Consider the following 14,774-nt stretch of genomic DNA (forward strand, 5'->3'; position numbering starts at 1 on the left):
CCTAGTACTCGGAGTAATAGTACAACAGGCCATATTGGATATTGCAGCCCGTGTGGATAGTATTTGGCGTATCGCTCTTCGAAGGAGACCACCGTGAATCAGACTTCGCACTGGGACCGTGTTATCGAGGCCACGCAGGACGAGTTCGCCCGAACTTACTCGGCGCATCCACTCATTGAAAACACTCTTTGCGGGCAGCTCTCGATCAGGGTCTACATGCAGTACCTGACGGAGACCTACCACATGGTAAGGCACACAGCACAGATGCTTGCACTTGGCGCGGCCCGCTGCGGCGTCGATCGGCCCGCACTGCGGGACTGGTTTCTGGAACAGTTGGAAGAAGAGCGCGGACACGACTTGCTTCTGCTTAAGGACTTGCGCACGCTTGATGTGGACACGGACAAAGTAGCCGCCTCTACGCCTGGCCGCGGGGCCTGGGGCCTGGTCACCCAGAACTACTTTATGACGACCTACGGAAATCCGGTCGGGATTCTGGGGGTCGCCTCGCTGACCGAGGGACTTGGCGCTACGATGGCGACTGAGCTTGCCGATTGCCTGAACCAGCAATATGGCCTTCCGCCGAGTGCGACAACCTTCCTACGCAGTCACGGAGGCTTCGATGTGAAGCACGTGGAGGAAGTCAAATCAGCAATCAACGAAATTGCTGCTGCGGAGGAGGTGCCCTACATCATTCACGCTCGCCGGATGACAATTCAGACGTATGCGCAGATGTTTGACGATGCACTGCATCATCCTGCCGTCCACGAGAGCGCGACCGACGCAGTTGGCGTGTAGCCCACCAGCATAGGATAAGGAGCGAGACATGGATGCGTCCCCTCGGCACAACACGTTGTCGAATGCCGTCAGACTTGCGAACCGTGAAATACCTGTACATGAGTTTCGGCTGCTGTCGAGCCACGCGGAGTTCACCGCCTTTGACGAACTGGTTGAGGAAACCTACCGGCCGCTTCAATTTCTAGAAGGGCAGGCCAAGGCGCAGTTCCTGCCCACGTCAGCTACCACCCGATACGGACTCTACGTGGATGGTGTTATGTGGGGCATTTGCGCGCTTAACCCCGTCACATTGGACGACACTCCGTTTCACCGCTATCTACCACTGTCGGTTAGGAACGGACGTCGCATGATTGAGGTCAATAACGTCATCCTTACCCGAAATCGCAATGCGGGTCCCTGGCTGAACGTCATGCTCTATCGAAGTGTGTGCGAGGCCATCCGGCTCGGCTTCGATTTGGTCGTCGGTATTACGCGTTTCCAGACACTGAAGTACTTCATCGATTCCGGGGCAACGCCTGTCTATCACCCGCCGCTGCACCTGTTGGGGCGCGATGATGTGAGTGATTTCATTATCTATTACGATGCCACTGATGGTGAATCGGTCGACTATCTGCTTCGCCACATCCCGAGAACCATCGATGCGTGTGCCATCTATGCGAAGATTAAGACTGATTTTCTGAAGCATAGGCAGCACGTGCGAGCCGCATAACCGTGGAGGTGTACATGTCGCTAGAACAGCGTATTGCCACTTTCCGGGAGGGGCTGTGCCCATTGGATAAGATTGTCCGGAGCGACCGGCTTGAGTTGCTCGACACCTGTCCGGAGAGGGCGGTCACGGATCGGATCGTTAACGACATTGAACGAGTGAGCCAATACATCGGATTACGGCGATTACTCGTGCAGCGGATTGCAAAGCAGGTAGAAGCGGTTTTAGCACCCCCGGGAGAAGTTACGCGTATCGCGGAGATCTGTTGTGGCAATGGGTGGGTTCTACGCGCACTCGATGGTTACTTGGCGCGACGCGGGATTGATGTCGAATTGACAGGCCTCGACATGAATCCTGACTCCCTGCGAACGGCTGAAGGTCTATCCCGCGGACGCGCCATCCGGTGGCGACGGGAAAATGCGCTGGCGTTGCCAATGGCTGACCAGTCCGTTGACGTGCTGGTCAACGTGCAGAGTCTGCATCATTTTCGACCCGATGAACTCGTTCGGATCATGCGCGAATCTAGCCGCGTCGCAAAGCGAAGCTATTTTTTTGATCTGCGAAGAACGACACATGGGTTCTTAATCGTACATCTGCTGCGCCCGCTTACTTCCTGGGCGTTCATTCACGATGCCGCACTATCTCATCGCCGAGCCTATCGCGTGGAAGAACTCCAGTTCATTGCTCAGGAGGCTCTGGTAAATGCGGACATAGCAAAGTTGACGCCGATAGGACTAGAGATCGTCATCGGGGGGAAGCAAGCATGAGGCGGGGCATTCGTGATTCCGCAATGGCCCACGCGCTGGCTTTCGCCTATCCGTGCATGATCTGTCTTGCGCTAGCGTATCGTGGGCCCTTTGTCTGGATGACACCAGTCCTTGGTGGAGTTCTCTTTCCGATTCTGGATGAGCTACTGCCCAAAGGCAACTATGCTCACGGAAGGCTCGGGAAACATAGATGGGTCCTACTGGTCTGGGGCTACGTCCTCAGTCATTTTGTTCTTCTGCTGACATTGCTGTACTTGACTGCATCCGGCGGACTGGGATTGCTGGAACTGTTTGGTCTGACCCTCTCATTCGGCATCATGGCCGGAGCACTCGGGTTTCCGGTGGCACATGAACTTATACACAGCAGAGCGCGCATCGAACGGAGCATCGGGCTTGTACTGCTTTGCTCATCGATGTATATGCACTTCCGCATCGAGCATGTACACGGTCACCATCGGAATGTGGGCACGCATCGAGATCCGGCAACGGCGCGGTTTGGCGAGTCTCTGGGAACGTTCTTGCTCAGGAGTGTCACTGGCCAGTTTGTTAGTGCATGGGCGTATGAGCGCGAGCGCGTGCGGAAACAGCACGGAGCTGGGCATTTCGCCTTCAGCCGCACAGTGGTCTATCTTTGCGTCCAGCTTTGTCTCGTGACAGGTCTCTGGCTTCTACTGGGCGGGGTAGCCGCTCTGCTATTCATCGTCCAAGCCTGCATCGCGGTGCTGTTGCTGGAGACGGTCAACTATATCGAGCACTATGGTCTGGTTCGGCGGATCAGGCCAGACGGTCGGACCGAGCGTGTGACGGTAGAGCATTCGTGGAACTCTAGCCGTCTGGCTACGAATGCCGCGCTGTTCAATCTCGGGCTGCATTCGCATCATCACGTGCATCCTTCTGATCGTTACTGGGAGCTGACCGATGCAGGCCAACCTCCCGAACTGCCATATGGCTATTTCGTCATGATCGTTCTCGCAACGATTCCGCCTGCATGGAGGCGTGTTATGCATCCCCATCTCGCACGACACCGTTCGGACACGGCACGCCAACGACCTCTCACCTCTACCCGCTTTATCTCGGAAAGGATGTGATATGCATGAATCAATCTCAGAGAGTAGTCTCTTTTCAATGATAGTTAGTGGGAAGATTCCGCCGCCGCCTGCTGCTAGGCTGCTAGGCTTGGAAGTCGTGAGCGCGACTCGTGGAACGGTAGAGCTCACCTTTTTTGCGGATCGGTCATTTCTGAATCCCGCTGGGGCTGTCCAGGGCGGCATGCTATCGGCGATGCTGGATGAGGCGCTGAGCATCGCCGCGCTCACTGCGCTTGATCAGGGAGAGCATGTTCTTACGCTGGAAATGAAGGTTCAGTTCATCGCTGCTGCGAGAGACGGGCAGCTTCGGGCCCAGGGCCGCCTGATCTCACAAGGTGGGCGCGTTGGATTCGTTGAGGCGGATCTTACTCAAGAAGGCAAACTGATTGCACGGAGCACAGCCACGCTATTGGTCCGATCTTCGGATAAGTAGGAAGCATTGCGCCGAGGCAGGCGCCTTGCCCTGTCATACCGCCGTACGCCACGCTGCGCCACTATCGTGGGCGTGCCATGTTGCCTGTTGGATTGATGCCCGGCCACCTGCACGCAGGCGTCTCTGCTGCAGTGTGCTTGGAGGATCTTTGTGTCGAACTCCACTAAGCCTATTGCCATGACCGAGACGGGCACTGAGTACCCGCACAGCACCACCCGCTTGTCCCTCCAACCCCTAATGTTTTCCTATGTGGCTTGCACTGCAGCGCTCATGGCCTTTGTCGTGGTCATTGGCCCGGTCAGCCGCATTCTCGGCATGCCGGGTTGGCAAACGGGTGTGATCTTGACGATCGGAGGCGTCTCTTGGACGCTTTCCGCGAGACCATGGGGGGATGCGAGCGACCGCGCGGGACGTCGCAGGATTCTGCTCCTCGGGGTCGGCGGATTTTCGATCGGCTACGCCGCCCTGTGTATGGTGCTAGCCTACTCACTGAGCATCGGGATTTCCGGTTACCTGCTGTTCGCATGCCTGGCGCTTGCAAGAGGCACAGTGGGCATCTTCTATGCCGCAATCCCGTCGGTGAGCCACGCACTGGTTGCCGACCATTTTGTATCGGGGGAGCGGGCAAGAGTGCTCGCGCTGGTCGGCGCCGCCAATGGGTGCGGCCTTGTCATCGGCCCCGCGCTCGCGGCAGCGCTCACGCAAGTTAACGTGATATTGCCAATAGTGGTGATCGCGGTCGTGCCTTTTCTTGCGTTGCTCGTGCTATGGCGTAGCCTACCCAAGCGCAAGCCGTCCACGTATGGACCAGTTCCGCGTCTGGCACTGACAGATCCTCGACTGCGCCGCCCCATGCTGATCGCGTTCGTAGCCATGCTGTGCGTCTATATTGCGCAGGTGACCGTCGGCTTCTATGCCCTGGACCGATTGCACCTTGCCCCCGACACGGCCTCTCGTGTCGCGGGTGTCGCCTTGATGATAGTAGGTGTCGCGCTGATTGCCGCTCAGGTTTGCGTACGGCGCATTCCCTGTCCGCCGAGGCGGCTGTCGCGGATTGGTGCCTTCGTCAGCGCCGCGGGTTTTTCCTGTGTTCCCTTCGCCAACAGCGCCGTGGCGCTGGAGGCGTCTTTTTTTATCGCCGCGTTAGGAATGGGCTGGGTGTTTCCTTCGGTTTCAGCTATGGCTTCGGTGGCAGTTCCCTCGCAGAAGCAGGGCGCAGCAGCCGGCTCCGTTAATGCCGCGCAAGGACTAGGCGTCGTCGTGGGGCCGCTTGTTGGGACGCTGCTATATGAAGCCGGTCCGGCGATTCCATACATTTTCGCCAGCTTGCTGTTGTTACTTGTCGCGGGATGGCCAGAGGCGGATCGCATATAGCAATTCGACTCTCTAATGAAGCTTGGATTACTCTATTTTAAATTCTGCCTAGATATGGTGTGGCGGCATTGTGGAAATAATTTAATCATCATATGTCTTTCCTGAACTTGCTGGAACTCCAGGCCGAAGAGCAGGCGGCCAACAATGGCCTGCACGCCTTGCTGACTCCGCTGAAACAGCAACTGGATCAGGCGGTGGACCGTGTTCAAGCCCTGTATTGAGGCCCGCGCAAAAGAGCATCCTCCGCCTAAACCACCCGCCCAAACCACCACAACGACAGCATCCCCGCGCAAGCCGCCAGCAACGCCCCCAGCGCAGCAAAGAACGCAGTGATCTCGACCTGATCCCGCTTGTCGAAGGCCAGCCGGGCATTGAGCGCGCGGTACACCTGCTTGAGCCTGTTGGCGTCTTCCAGGCGGAAGTATTCGCCCCCGGTCGCGTCGGCGACTTGCTTGAGCACCTGCTCGTCCAGCTTGACGCGGGCGGACCAGCCGTCGACCGTGAGCACCACACCGTCGGTGGTGCCCACGCCCACGGTGTACACGCGCACGCCATTCGCGGCGGCGAGTTGCGCGGCCTGCATGGCGGCGGGGCCGGCGTTGCTTTCGCCGTCGGAGAACAGGACGATCGCGCCGGCGGCGTAGGAGCCGGGCTTGGCGGCGTCGGCGCCGCCGGTGCTGCCGGGCGAGGCTTGCTGCCCCTTGGCTGCCTTGCGCGATGCGGCGGCTTTGGCGGGCGAGTCGTCGTCGTCCAGCAATTGCGCGGCGTCGCTGCCCAGTTGCGGCAGCAGCGTGGTGAGGGCGATGAGCAGGCCGTTGCCGATGGCGGTGCCGCCCTGGGGCTTCAGGTTGTCGATGACCGTGGCCACGTCTTCCTTGCGGCGGATGGGGGCTTGCGCCAGGGCGGCGGTGCCGGCCATCGCGACCACGCCGACGCTGACGCCGGCGGGCTGGGCGTCGAGCAGGGTCTTGGCAGCGCGCTGGGCGGCGCGGATGCGGCTGGGCTGCACGTCCTGCGCGCGCATGCTGCCGGACAGGTCGATGACCAGGACCACGGTTTCGATGCGGGAGGGCAGCATCATCACGGCCTGGGGCCGGGCGATGGCGACGATGAGCGCGGTCAGGGCCAGCAGCATGAGCGCTGGCGCCACGTGGCGGCGCCAGCGCGCGCCGCCTTTGATGGCAAGGCCGACGGTCTTGAGCGTGGGGTAGGGCACCGATGCGCGGCGGCGGCGGGCATCGAGCCAGACGTAGGCGCCGGTCAGCAGCAAAACCAGCGCGAGCAGCCACAGCATGCTGGGCCACTGGAAGCTGAAGGCGGGCAGGCCGGTCAGGGCGTCGGTCATGCGGCCCCCTTGGCGTTGCTCTGGACACCTTGGGCGCTTTGCAGGTGGTGGCGCTGGCGGGCGAAGTGGAGCAGGGCGAGGTCGAGGTGCGCGTAGGTGGACAGCGTCAGGCATTCCACGCCGGCGCGCTCGAAGCCGAGGCGCAGCTCGGTCTCGCGCGCTTCGGCGGCGGCGGCGAAGCGTTTGCGGAAGGCGGGGTCGTGGGTGTCGACGAACATCTGCTCTCCGGTTTCGGCGTCCTGCAGCACGACCAGGCCGAGGTCGGGCAGGGCCATTTCCAGGGGGTCGACCAGCCGCACGGCGATGACTTCGTGGCGCCGCGCCAGCAGGCTGAGCGAGGCCTGCCAGCCGGGGGCGCTGATGAAGTCGGAGACCACGAACAGCACCGAGCGCCGCTTGGCGACGGCGCGCGCGCGCTCGAGCAGGTCGCGCAGGCGGGTGTCGCCGGGGGAGGCGGCGGGCGTGGCGCGGATGCGGTCGAGCAGATGCAGCAGGTGGCGGCGCCCGGAGCGCGCGGGCACCACGGCGGCGGCGGTGTCCGCCGCCCCGCCGTAGAGCACGGCGCCGACGCGGTTGCCATAGCGCGTGAGCAGGCTGGCCATGACGGCGGTGAAGTCGCTGAGCAGGTCGCGCTTGCGCACCTCGCCGGAGCCGAAGTCGATCGAGCCGCTCAGGTCGAGCAGGAACCACGCGCAGACCTCGCGGTCTTCCTGGAATTCGCGCACGTGGGGCGTTTGCAGGCGCGCGGTGACGTTCCAGTCGATGTGCCGCACGTCGTCGCCCGGGTGGTATTCGCGCAGGTCGGCGAGGTCGAGCCCGAAGCCGCGGAACAGGGTGCGGTAGTCGCCTTGCAGCAGGCCGTCGAGGCGGCGCACCACGGTCCACTCGAGGCGGCGCAGCAGGGCCTCGGTCTGGCTGGCGCCGACGCGGGCGGGCGGTCCGTCGGCAGGCGCGGTGCCGGCGGGGGGCTGTGCGGGCGCGGCGTCCGGGCCGCCCCGGCGCCTAGCGCGCAGCCGCCCGAACATGGGATTCCAGCGGCCGCTCGGGCACGGGCAGCGCTTGCAGGATGCGCGTGATGATCTGGTCGGCCGTCATGCCGTCGGACATGGCTTCGTAGGAGAGCGTCATGCGGTGGCGCAGCACGTCGGGCACGAGGTCGATCACGTCGTCGGGCAGCGCGTAGTGGCGCCCGCGCAGGAAGGCCAGCGCGCGCGCGCCTTCGATCAGGCCGATGGTGGCGCGCGGGCTGGCGCCGAAGGAGACGTAGCGGTCCAGCTCGGCCAGGCCGTAGCCGCCCGGCTTGCGGGTGGCCGCCACCACGCGCACCGCGTACTGGATCAGGCCGGGGTCGACGTAGACCTTGCGGCATTGTTCCTGCAGGCCGGTCAGGTGCTCGGGCGTGGCGACGGGGCTGACGCTGATGCGCGGGCCGGTGACGCGGTTGACGATGACGACTTCTTCTTCCTCGGTGGGATAGCCCACCAGCACTTTCATCATGAAGCGGTCGACCTGCGCCTCGGGCAGCGGGTAGGTGCCTTCGGTCTCGATCGGGTTCTGCGTGGCCATGACGAGGAAGGGCGTGGGCACGCGATGGGTTTCGCCGGCGATGGTGACTTGCCGCTCCTGCATGACTTCCAGCAGCGCGCTCTGCACCTTGGCCGGCGCGCGGTTGATTTCGTCGGCCAGCAGCAGGTTGGCGAAGACCGGCCCGCGAACGGTGGAGAACTCGCCGGTGCCCTGGTTGTACATGCGGGTGCCGACCAGGTCGGCCGGCAGCAGGTCGGGCGTGAACTGGATGCGCTTGAAGGAGCCGCTCATGGTCTTGGCCAGCGTGTTGACGGTGAGCGTCTTGGCCAGCCCCGGCACGCCCTCCACCAGCAGGTGGCCGCCGGCGAGGATGGCCACCAGCACCCGTTCGAGAAAGTGGTCCTGCCCCACCACCACGCGCTTCACCTCGTACAGCAGGCGTTCCATCAGATTGGCGCTGTCCACAGCGTCCCGGGCTTGGTCGTTCATAGGCCTCCGCGTCCGTCTAGAAAGGAGAAGATCCGATGGAACTGCCGGCGCTTTCGATCGTGATGGCAAAGCCGATGCCGACGAAGGTGCCGCTCTCGTGGGGACTGAAAATGGCGGTGACGATGCCCACCACCTCCCCGTTCATGTTCACCAGCGGCCCGCCCGAGTTGCCCGGGTTGGCCGCGGCGTCGAACTGGATGAGCTTGTCCAGGTTCTGCTTGTTGTCCGGCGAGATGAATTCGCGGTCGAGGCCGGAGACCACGCCGGCGGACACCGAGGGCCCGATGCCGAACGGAAAGCCGACCGCGACCACCTCGCTGCCGGGCGCGAGATCCCGGCTGGAGCCGAGCGTGGCTGCCGGCAGGTCGTCGGGGATGGTCTTGGCTTTGATGATGGCGAGGTCTTTCTCGGGAATGGACTGCACCACCGAGGCCTCGGACGTGGAACCGTCGAAGAACGTGACTTCCAGCCGCCTGGCGCCGGCGATGACGTGGTAGTTGGTGAGGATCATGCCGCTTTCGGTCACGACCACGCCCGAGCCGATCTGGCGGCCCTCGGGCCTGGCCGGGGGCGTGGCCCTGGCTTCGGGTGGATTCTTGCCGGCGGCTGGGTCCTTGCCGCGCGGCGGTCCGCCCGTGGCGAGCTCGTCACGCGGGGAAGCCGGGGAAGACGGTGCGGAGGGCGCGGGCGGAGCGGACTTGGGACGCTTGGCGGGCAGGTCCCGCCTGGGCGGGCGAGGGGGCGCGGCTTCCGCGGTTTTTTCCGGGGGCACGAAGCCGCGGATTTCCACCACCGATTCGCGCACCGCCTCGGCCGCGCGGGCCGTGCGCGACGGCAGGTTCTTGGTTTGCAGCGTATGCAGCACGGCGGCATCGATGTCCGCCTGGGTGAGCGCGCGCCACTTGGGCTGCAGGAGCCAGGCGGCGCCCACGCCCGCTGCGAAGACCAGCGCGGCCGCGGCCGAGACCCACCAGTAGATCGACACCCGTCTCATTGCAGCCCCCGAGGTCCCGCACTGCAAAATACAGTACCATCCTCTTACCCACGCGCCAAGGAGCAGGGCATGCAGTTTCTCTGGCCGCAGATGCTCTGGCTGTTGCTGACGGTCCCACTGCTGGCAGCCGCCTATCTATATTTGATCTCGCGGCGCAAGAAAGCCGCCCTGCTTTATGCCAGCCTGGCATTGCCGCGCGCCGCGCTGGGGCCCGGCCAACGGCTGCGGCGTCACATTCCCCCCTTGCTGTTCCTGCTCGCGCTGACCGCGGCGCTGCTGGCGTGCGCGCGTCCCAGCGCCACCGTCACGCTGCCGTCCGACGCCGTCACGCTGGTTCTGGCGATGGACACCTCGCGCAGCATGGAAGCGACCGACGTCGCGCCCACGCGCATCAGCGCCGCGCAGCAGGCCGCGCGCGATCTCATCGTCGGGCTGCCGGCCAACGTGCGGCTGGGCATCGTGTCCTTCGCTTCCACCGCCACCGTGGTGCTGCCGCCGACCGACAACCGCCATGACATGCTGGAGGCGCTCGACCGCTTCCAGCTCCAGCGCGGCACGGCGACCGGCAGCGGCCTGTACCAGGCGCTGGCGGTGCTGTTTCCCGACGACGGCATCGACCTGGAGGCGATCCTGTTCAACGGCGCGTCCGGCCGCGCCGAGCGCCAGGCGCCGTCGCTGGACGAAGCCGCGGCGGCCGAGGCCGCGCGCAAGCGCGCGCAGGAGCGGCCGGCGGCGCAGCCCGGCTCGTACCAGCACGGCGCGGTGATCCTGCTCAGCGACGGCCGCCGCACCACCGGCCCGGACCCCGCGGACGCCGCGCGCATGGCGGCCCAGCGCGGCGTGCGCGTCTATACCGTGGGCTTTGGCTCGCCGCAGGGCGGGGCGGACGAATCGAACCTGTCCTTCTACATGCAGCTCGACGAAACCGCGCTGCGCGCGGTGGCGGCGCTGACCGGCGGCGAGTATTTCCAGGCCGGCTCCGCCGCCGACCTGAGCCGGGTGTATCGCCAGCTGAGCGCGCGCTTCGCGCTGGAGCGCAAGGAAACCGAAGTGGGCGCGCTGCTGGCGGGCATCGCCGTCCTGCTGCTGGTGGCGGCTTGCGTGCTGTCGATGCTGTGGTTCCGGCGCTGACAGCGGTAACAGTAGTGACGGCGGTGCCGGGAGTCTCGCCGGCGTCACGCGGGCGCTAGCCGCACCGTGCCGCCTCTATCGCGGCGATGTCGATCTTTTTCATGGTCATCATGGCCTCGAAAGCGCGCTTGGCCGCCGCGCGGTCGGGGTCGCACACCGCTGCGGTGAGCGCGCGCGGGGTGATCTGCCATGACAATCCCCAGCGGTCCTTGCACCAGCCGCATGCGCTTTCCTGGCCGCCGTTGCTGACGATGGCGCTCCACAGGCGGTCGGTCTCGGCCTGGTCGTCCGTGGCGATCTGGAACGAGAACGCCTCGCTGTGCCTGAAATGCGGGCCGCCGTTCAGCCCGAGGCAGGGAATGCCGGCGACGGTGAACTCGACCGTCAGGATGTCGCCCTGCTTGCCGTCGGGATAGTCGCCCGGTGCGCGATGCACGGCCGTGACGGCGCTGTCGGGGAAGGTTTCGGCATAGAAGTTCGCGGCGTCGAGGGCGCCGCCGTCGTACCACAGGCAGATCGTGTTCTTGCTGGTCATGTCGTGTCTCCTGGGAAATCGGGCACCGGCACAGGTTCGGCGGCCTGGCGGAGACGACGCGGCCCATGCCGCGTCCGCTTGCTCACTTGCCGCCGGTGACGTCGAGGAACGTGCCGGTGATGAAGGAAGCCTCGGCGCTGGCCAGCCACAGGATCGCCCGCGCCACTTCTTCAGGCTGGCCGCCGCGTCCCATCGGGATCGAGTCCTTGACGCGATCGACCCGTCCCGGCTCTCCGCCGCTGGCATGCATTTCAGTGTAGATGTGCCCGGGGCGAATGCAGTTGACGCGAATCCCGTCGCGCGCGACTTCCTTGGCGAAGCCGGTGGTGAAGGTCTCGACGGCGCCTTTCGACGCGGCGTAGTCGACATATTCGTTCGGACTGCCGAGCCGGGCCGCGGCCGACGAGATGTTGATCACGACGCCGCCGCGCCCGTTGTAGCGATGGGACATCCGCCTCACCGCCTGCTGCGCGCAGAGGATGGGGCCGATCGCGTTGACCGCGAAGACGCGCTGCATGCGCTCGAATTCGAGCTCCTCGAGCCGGGACTGCCGCGCGATGATCGCGGCGTTGTTCACCAGCACGTCGATGCGGCCGAACTCCCGGTCGACCGCGGCGAACAGCCGGGCGACCTGCTCCGGGTCCGCGCTGTCCGCGCGCACGGGCAGGGCCCGGCGCCCGGCAGCTTCCACGTCGGCCGCCACCGCGAGGGCGGCGGATTCGTTGGAGACGAAGCTGATCGCCACGTCGTAGCCTTGTTCGGCGGCAAGCCGCGCAGTCGCCGCGCCCACGCCGCGGCTGCCGCCCGTTATCAGCATCAGCGGCGCCTGCGGGGCGTGGTCGGGAGTCTTTGGCATTTCGGTATTCCTCACGGAGATTCAGAACGGACGAAGAAGGCACTCGCGGGCTCACGGACTGCGCGCGGCCAGGGCGTGCCTTCAGGAAAGGGGATGTTTCGTGCGTCGAGGGGCAGTGTTTTCGCCGCGCGCAGCGGCCGGGGCCGGCCTTGGGCCAAGGCGCATCAATCGGCCCAGGCGTCGATATCCAGAACCGCGGCGGCGAACGCTTCCGGCGCCTCTTGCGGAAGATTGTGGCCGGCGTTGGGCACCACGCGGTTTTCATGGCGTCCGGTGAAATGCTTCGGGTCCGCTTGTCTGCCGCCCGGCGGTGTGACGCCGTCCGCGTCCCCTTCGAGGGTGATCGTGGGCACGGCGATCGGCGGCATGGCGGACAGGCGGCGTTCCATGTCGTCGAAGCGGGGATCGCCATCGACCAGCCCGAAACGGTGCCGATACGAATGGACCACGACGTCGACGAAATCCGGATTGTCGAACGCGGCTGCCGAGCGCGCGTAGGTGTCGTCGCCGAAGCGCCAACTCGGCGACCACAATGACCACAGGAGCCGGCAGAACGCGCGCCGGTTTTCCGTCAGTCCGGCCCGGCCGCGTTCGCCGTGAAGATAATACTGGTACCACATGCGATGCTCTTTTTCGGGGCTGGCCGGCCGCATGGCGGCGGCGATGTCCTGGATGTTGTAGCCGTTGACCGAAACCAGTCCACGCGCCCGCGACGGGTACAGCGCGGCCACGATGCATGCGGCCCGGCCGCCCCAGTCATAGCCGCCCAGCACGGCCCGTTCGATCCGAAGCGCATCGAGCAGCGCCAGCAGGTCTGCCGCCAGCGCCGCCTGCTGGCCCGAGCGCGGTGTTGCCGGAGACAGGAAGCGCGTCGGCCCGTATCCCCGGAGGAAAGGCGTGATGACGCGGGCTCCCCGGGATGCCAGGCGTGGCGCGATGTCTTCGTACGCATGGATGTCGTAGGGGAAGCCGTGCAGCAGGACGGCCGGCCAGCCGTCGGCATCGCCCTGTTCGTCATAGGCAATATCAAGCAGGTCGGTCGCAATTCTCTTGAGCATGAATCCATCCTTTCAGGCAATGCCAGGGCCCCAGGCAGACCGCCTCACCCGCGACGGCCGCGCACGCCAGCCAGCGTTTCCACTACGCGGTATGGATGATCGCCTGTCCGCGGGCCAAGCGCACGCCGATGCCGTCGATTTCGGCATGGAGCGCGCGCGGCCGGCCTGCGACCGCCGAAAGCAGGACCAGCCGTGCAGCGGGAAGAATATCTATCTTGTGGCTGCCCGGCAAACCAGATAAATTGGGGATTCGCGTTAGATAAACTCTTGTGAATGAAACGGATATTGCCGCCGCTCAATGCCTTGCGCGCCTTCGAGGCCGCTGGCCGGCTCGGCAGCTTCAAGGAAGCCGCCGCCGAGCTGCATGTGACCCACGGCGCGGTGAGCCAGCAGGTGCGCTTGCTGGAGGAATGGCTGGGCGCCGCATTGTTCGCGCGCCACAACCGGCGCGTGGCGCTGACGCCGGCGGCGCGGGCCTATCTGGCACGAATCGGTCCGCTGTTCGAGCAGATCGCGCAGGCCACCGCCGGTTATGGCCTGCCCGAGGCGGCCTCGCGGACGCTGTCCGTCAATGCGCCGGCGACGTTCACCTTGCGCTGGCTGGTGCCGAGGCTGGCGAAATTCCGCGCCGGGCATGCCGACGTGGACGTCAGGGTGGAGACGTCGAACGAGCCGGTGGAGAGCCTGACGGACAGCCATGACCTCATCATCCGGGGCGGCCCGGATACCTTCTATGGCTACGCGATGCGGCCATTCCTGTGCGAGGAGAGAGTGCCGGTCTGCAGTCCCGCGCTGTTGCGGCGCGTGCCGCTGCGCAAGCCGGAGGACATGCGGCAGCACACGCTGCTGCACACGTCGAGCCTGCCGCGGCTCTGGCCGGACTGGCTGGCGCAGGCGGGGATTGCCGCGCTCCGGCCCGCCGCGGCGCTGACGTTCGACCACTTCTATCTGACGCTGCAGGCTGCCATCGACGGCATCGGCATCGCGATGGGGCCGACCGCGCTGGTGGCGGACGATCTGGCCGCCGGCCGGCTCGTGATGCCGTTCGCCGGGCCGCGCCTGCCGTCGCGCAGCTATTGCACCTACGTCCCGGACCGGAAGTCCGGGGATGCGCTCGTCGTGCTGTTCCGCGCGTGGCTCGAGCACGAAGGGATGCGTCCGCAAGACGGACCGGGCCCGCGCGACGCGGGCTCGCTGAATGCCGTCTGAACGCCGCCTGAGCGGCGTTTGTCATGTCGCCGCCGCGCCCTTCACGGCATCCGGTTCCGCTCCGAGACCTGCTCGTTCAGCGTCCAGAAGTCATACAGCACGCCGACCAGGAACAGCCCGCCGGTCAGCAGGTAGATCAGGCCGGTGATCCATTTGCCGATATACATGCGGTGCACGCCGAAGACGCCGAGAAAGGTCAGCAGCAGCCACGCCACGTTGTAGTCGGTGCGGCCGGCGGTAAACCGGTAGTCCGCCCGGCGGTCCATGCCGGGGATCAGGAACACGTCGATCAGCCAGCCGATGCCGAGCAGGCCCAGCGTGAAGAACCAGATCGTGCCGGTGATCGGCTTGCCGTAGTAGAAGCGGTGGGAGCCGGTAAAGCCGAAGATCCACAGCAGGTAGCCGATGACCTTGCTGTGCGTGTCTCCCTGGGGATTGCTCGGTGGATACATCGTTGGCCTCGCGCG

The 14,774-nt window shown here is 65.0% G+C and carries 17 protein-coding genes; 9 read left to right on the top strand and 8 right to left on the bottom strand.

Going from position 1 to position 14,774, the window contains the following annotated elements:
* The first annotated feature begins 93 nt into the window (after window positions 1-93).
* From KF708C_RS10040 to KF708C_RS34475, 7 genes are all read left to right on the top strand, one after another.
* Window positions 94-795 carry an iron-containing redox enzyme family protein gene (locus KF708C_RS10040; RefSeq protein ID WP_059411659.1) on the top strand — a complete coding sequence of 234 codons (702 nt, stop codon included), beginning with the start codon at window positions 94-96 and terminating at the stop codon, window positions 793-795.
* A 28-nt stretch (window positions 796-823) separates the two neighbouring features.
* Entirely contained in the window at window positions 824-1,504 is a 681-nt protein-coding gene (locus KF708C_RS35570; RefSeq protein ID WP_156173774.1) for a hypothetical protein, read from the top strand.
* Between the two features lie 14 nt (window positions 1,505-1,518).
* Window positions 1,519-2,268 carry a methyltransferase domain-containing protein gene (locus KF708C_RS34465; protein ID WP_156173775.1) on the top strand — a complete coding sequence of 250 codons (750 nt, stop codon included), beginning with the start codon at window positions 1,519-1,521 and terminating at the stop codon, window positions 2,266-2,268.
* Window positions 2,269-2,291: 23 nt separating this feature from the next.
* The gene (locus tag KF708C_RS34470; RefSeq protein WP_197090334.1) at window positions 2,292-3,356 is read left to right on the top strand and encodes an alkane 1-monooxygenase; all 1,065 of its coding nucleotides are present in this window, start codon (window positions 2,292-2,294) and stop codon (window positions 3,354-3,356) included.
* 37 nt (window positions 3,357-3,393) lie between these two features.
* Complete coding sequence (locus KF708C_RS34155; RefSeq protein WP_269432148.1) at window positions 3,394-3,789, top strand: PaaI family thioesterase; 396 nt, start codon at window positions 3,394-3,396, stop codon at window positions 3,787-3,789.
* Window positions 3,790-3,966: 177 nt separating this feature from the next.
* Window positions 3,967-5,163: an MFS transporter gene (locus tag KF708C_RS10055; protein ID WP_059411662.1), complete on the top strand. Its 1,197-nt coding sequence runs from the start codon at window positions 3,967-3,969 to the stop codon at window positions 5,161-5,163.
* Window positions 5,164-5,255: 92 nt separating this feature from the next.
* A complete protein-coding gene (locus KF708C_RS34475) occupies window positions 5,256-5,384 on the top strand; it encodes a DUF1484 family protein (protein ID WP_082079496.1) in 129 nt (42 codons plus the stop codon).
* 26 nt (window positions 5,385-5,410) lie between these two features.
* On the opposite strand, the gene KF708C_RS10060 is transcribed toward KF708C_RS34475, so the two are convergent.
* Genes KF708C_RS10060 through KF708C_RS10075 form a run of 4 tightly spaced genes read right to left on the bottom strand, consistent with a single transcriptional unit; the run spans window position 5,411 to window position 9,518 of the window.
* Window positions 5,411-6,508 carry a VWA domain-containing protein gene (locus tag KF708C_RS10060; protein WP_059411663.1) on the bottom strand — a complete coding sequence of 366 codons (1,098 nt, stop codon included), beginning with the start codon at window positions 6,506-6,508 and terminating at the stop codon, window positions 5,411-5,413.
* Window positions 6,505-7,533, bottom strand: coding sequence for a DUF58 domain-containing protein (locus tag KF708C_RS10065; RefSeq protein WP_059411664.1), 1,029 nt, complete (start codon window positions 7,531-7,533; stop codon window positions 6,505-6,507). The genes KF708C_RS10060 and KF708C_RS10065 overlap by 4 nt, the downstream gene beginning before the upstream one ends.
* On the bottom strand, window positions 7,511-8,524 hold the full coding sequence (locus tag KF708C_RS10070) for an AAA family ATPase (RefSeq protein ID WP_059411665.1): 1,014 nt from the start codon (window positions 8,522-8,524) through the stop codon (window positions 7,511-7,513). The genes KF708C_RS10065 and KF708C_RS10070 overlap by 23 nt, the downstream gene beginning before the upstream one ends.
* Window positions 8,525-8,540: 16 nt before the next feature.
* Window positions 8,541-9,518 (bottom strand): S1C family serine protease, encoded by a 978-nt coding sequence (locus tag KF708C_RS10075; protein ID WP_059411666.1) that lies wholly within the window; start codon window positions 9,516-9,518, stop codon window positions 8,541-8,543.
* A gap of 69 nt (window positions 9,519-9,587) precedes the next feature.
* Here KF708C_RS10075 and KF708C_RS10080 point away from each other — a divergent pair, with 69 nt between their 5' ends.
* Entirely contained in the window at window positions 9,588-10,649 is a 1,062-nt protein-coding gene (locus KF708C_RS10080; protein ID WP_059411667.1) for a VWA domain-containing protein, read from the top strand.
* Window positions 10,650-10,704: 55 nt separating this feature from the next.
* Here the strand turns inward: KF708C_RS10080 and KF708C_RS10085 are convergent, their stop codons facing one another.
* The 3 genes from KF708C_RS10085 to KF708C_RS10095 form a co-directional block, all read right to left on the bottom strand.
* Window positions 10,705-11,184, bottom strand: coding sequence for a VOC family protein (locus KF708C_RS10085; protein WP_059411668.1), 480 nt, complete (start codon window positions 11,182-11,184; stop codon window positions 10,705-10,707).
* 82 nt (window positions 11,185-11,266) lie between these two features.
* A complete protein-coding gene (locus KF708C_RS10090) occupies window positions 11,267-12,040 on the bottom strand; it encodes a glucose 1-dehydrogenase (RefSeq protein WP_059411669.1) in 774 nt (257 codons plus the stop codon).
* 164 nt (window positions 12,041-12,204) lie between these two features.
* Window positions 12,205-13,098: an alpha/beta fold hydrolase gene (locus KF708C_RS10095; protein WP_059411670.1), complete on the bottom strand. Its 894-nt coding sequence runs from the start codon at window positions 13,096-13,098 to the stop codon at window positions 12,205-12,207.
* 273 nt (window positions 13,099-13,371) lie between these two features.
* On the opposite strand from KF708C_RS10095, the gene gcvA reads away from it, so the two are divergent.
* Window positions 13,372-14,307: a transcriptional regulator GcvA gene (gcvA, locus tag KF708C_RS10100; RefSeq protein WP_059411671.1), complete on the top strand. Its 936-nt coding sequence runs from the start codon at window positions 13,372-13,374 to the stop codon at window positions 14,305-14,307.
* Between the two features lie 41 nt (window positions 14,308-14,348).
* On the opposite strand, the gene KF708C_RS10105 is transcribed toward gcvA, so the two are convergent.
* A complete protein-coding gene (locus KF708C_RS10105) occupies window positions 14,349-14,759 on the bottom strand; it encodes an NINE protein (RefSeq protein WP_020205462.1) in 411 nt (136 codons plus the stop codon).
* Window positions 14,760-14,774 lie beyond the last annotated feature (15 nt).

Source organism: Cupriavidus basilensis (genome assembly GCF_000876015.1).
Classification (GTDB): Bacteria; Pseudomonadota; Gammaproteobacteria; order Burkholderiales; family Burkholderiaceae; genus Cupriavidus; species Cupriavidus basilensis_B.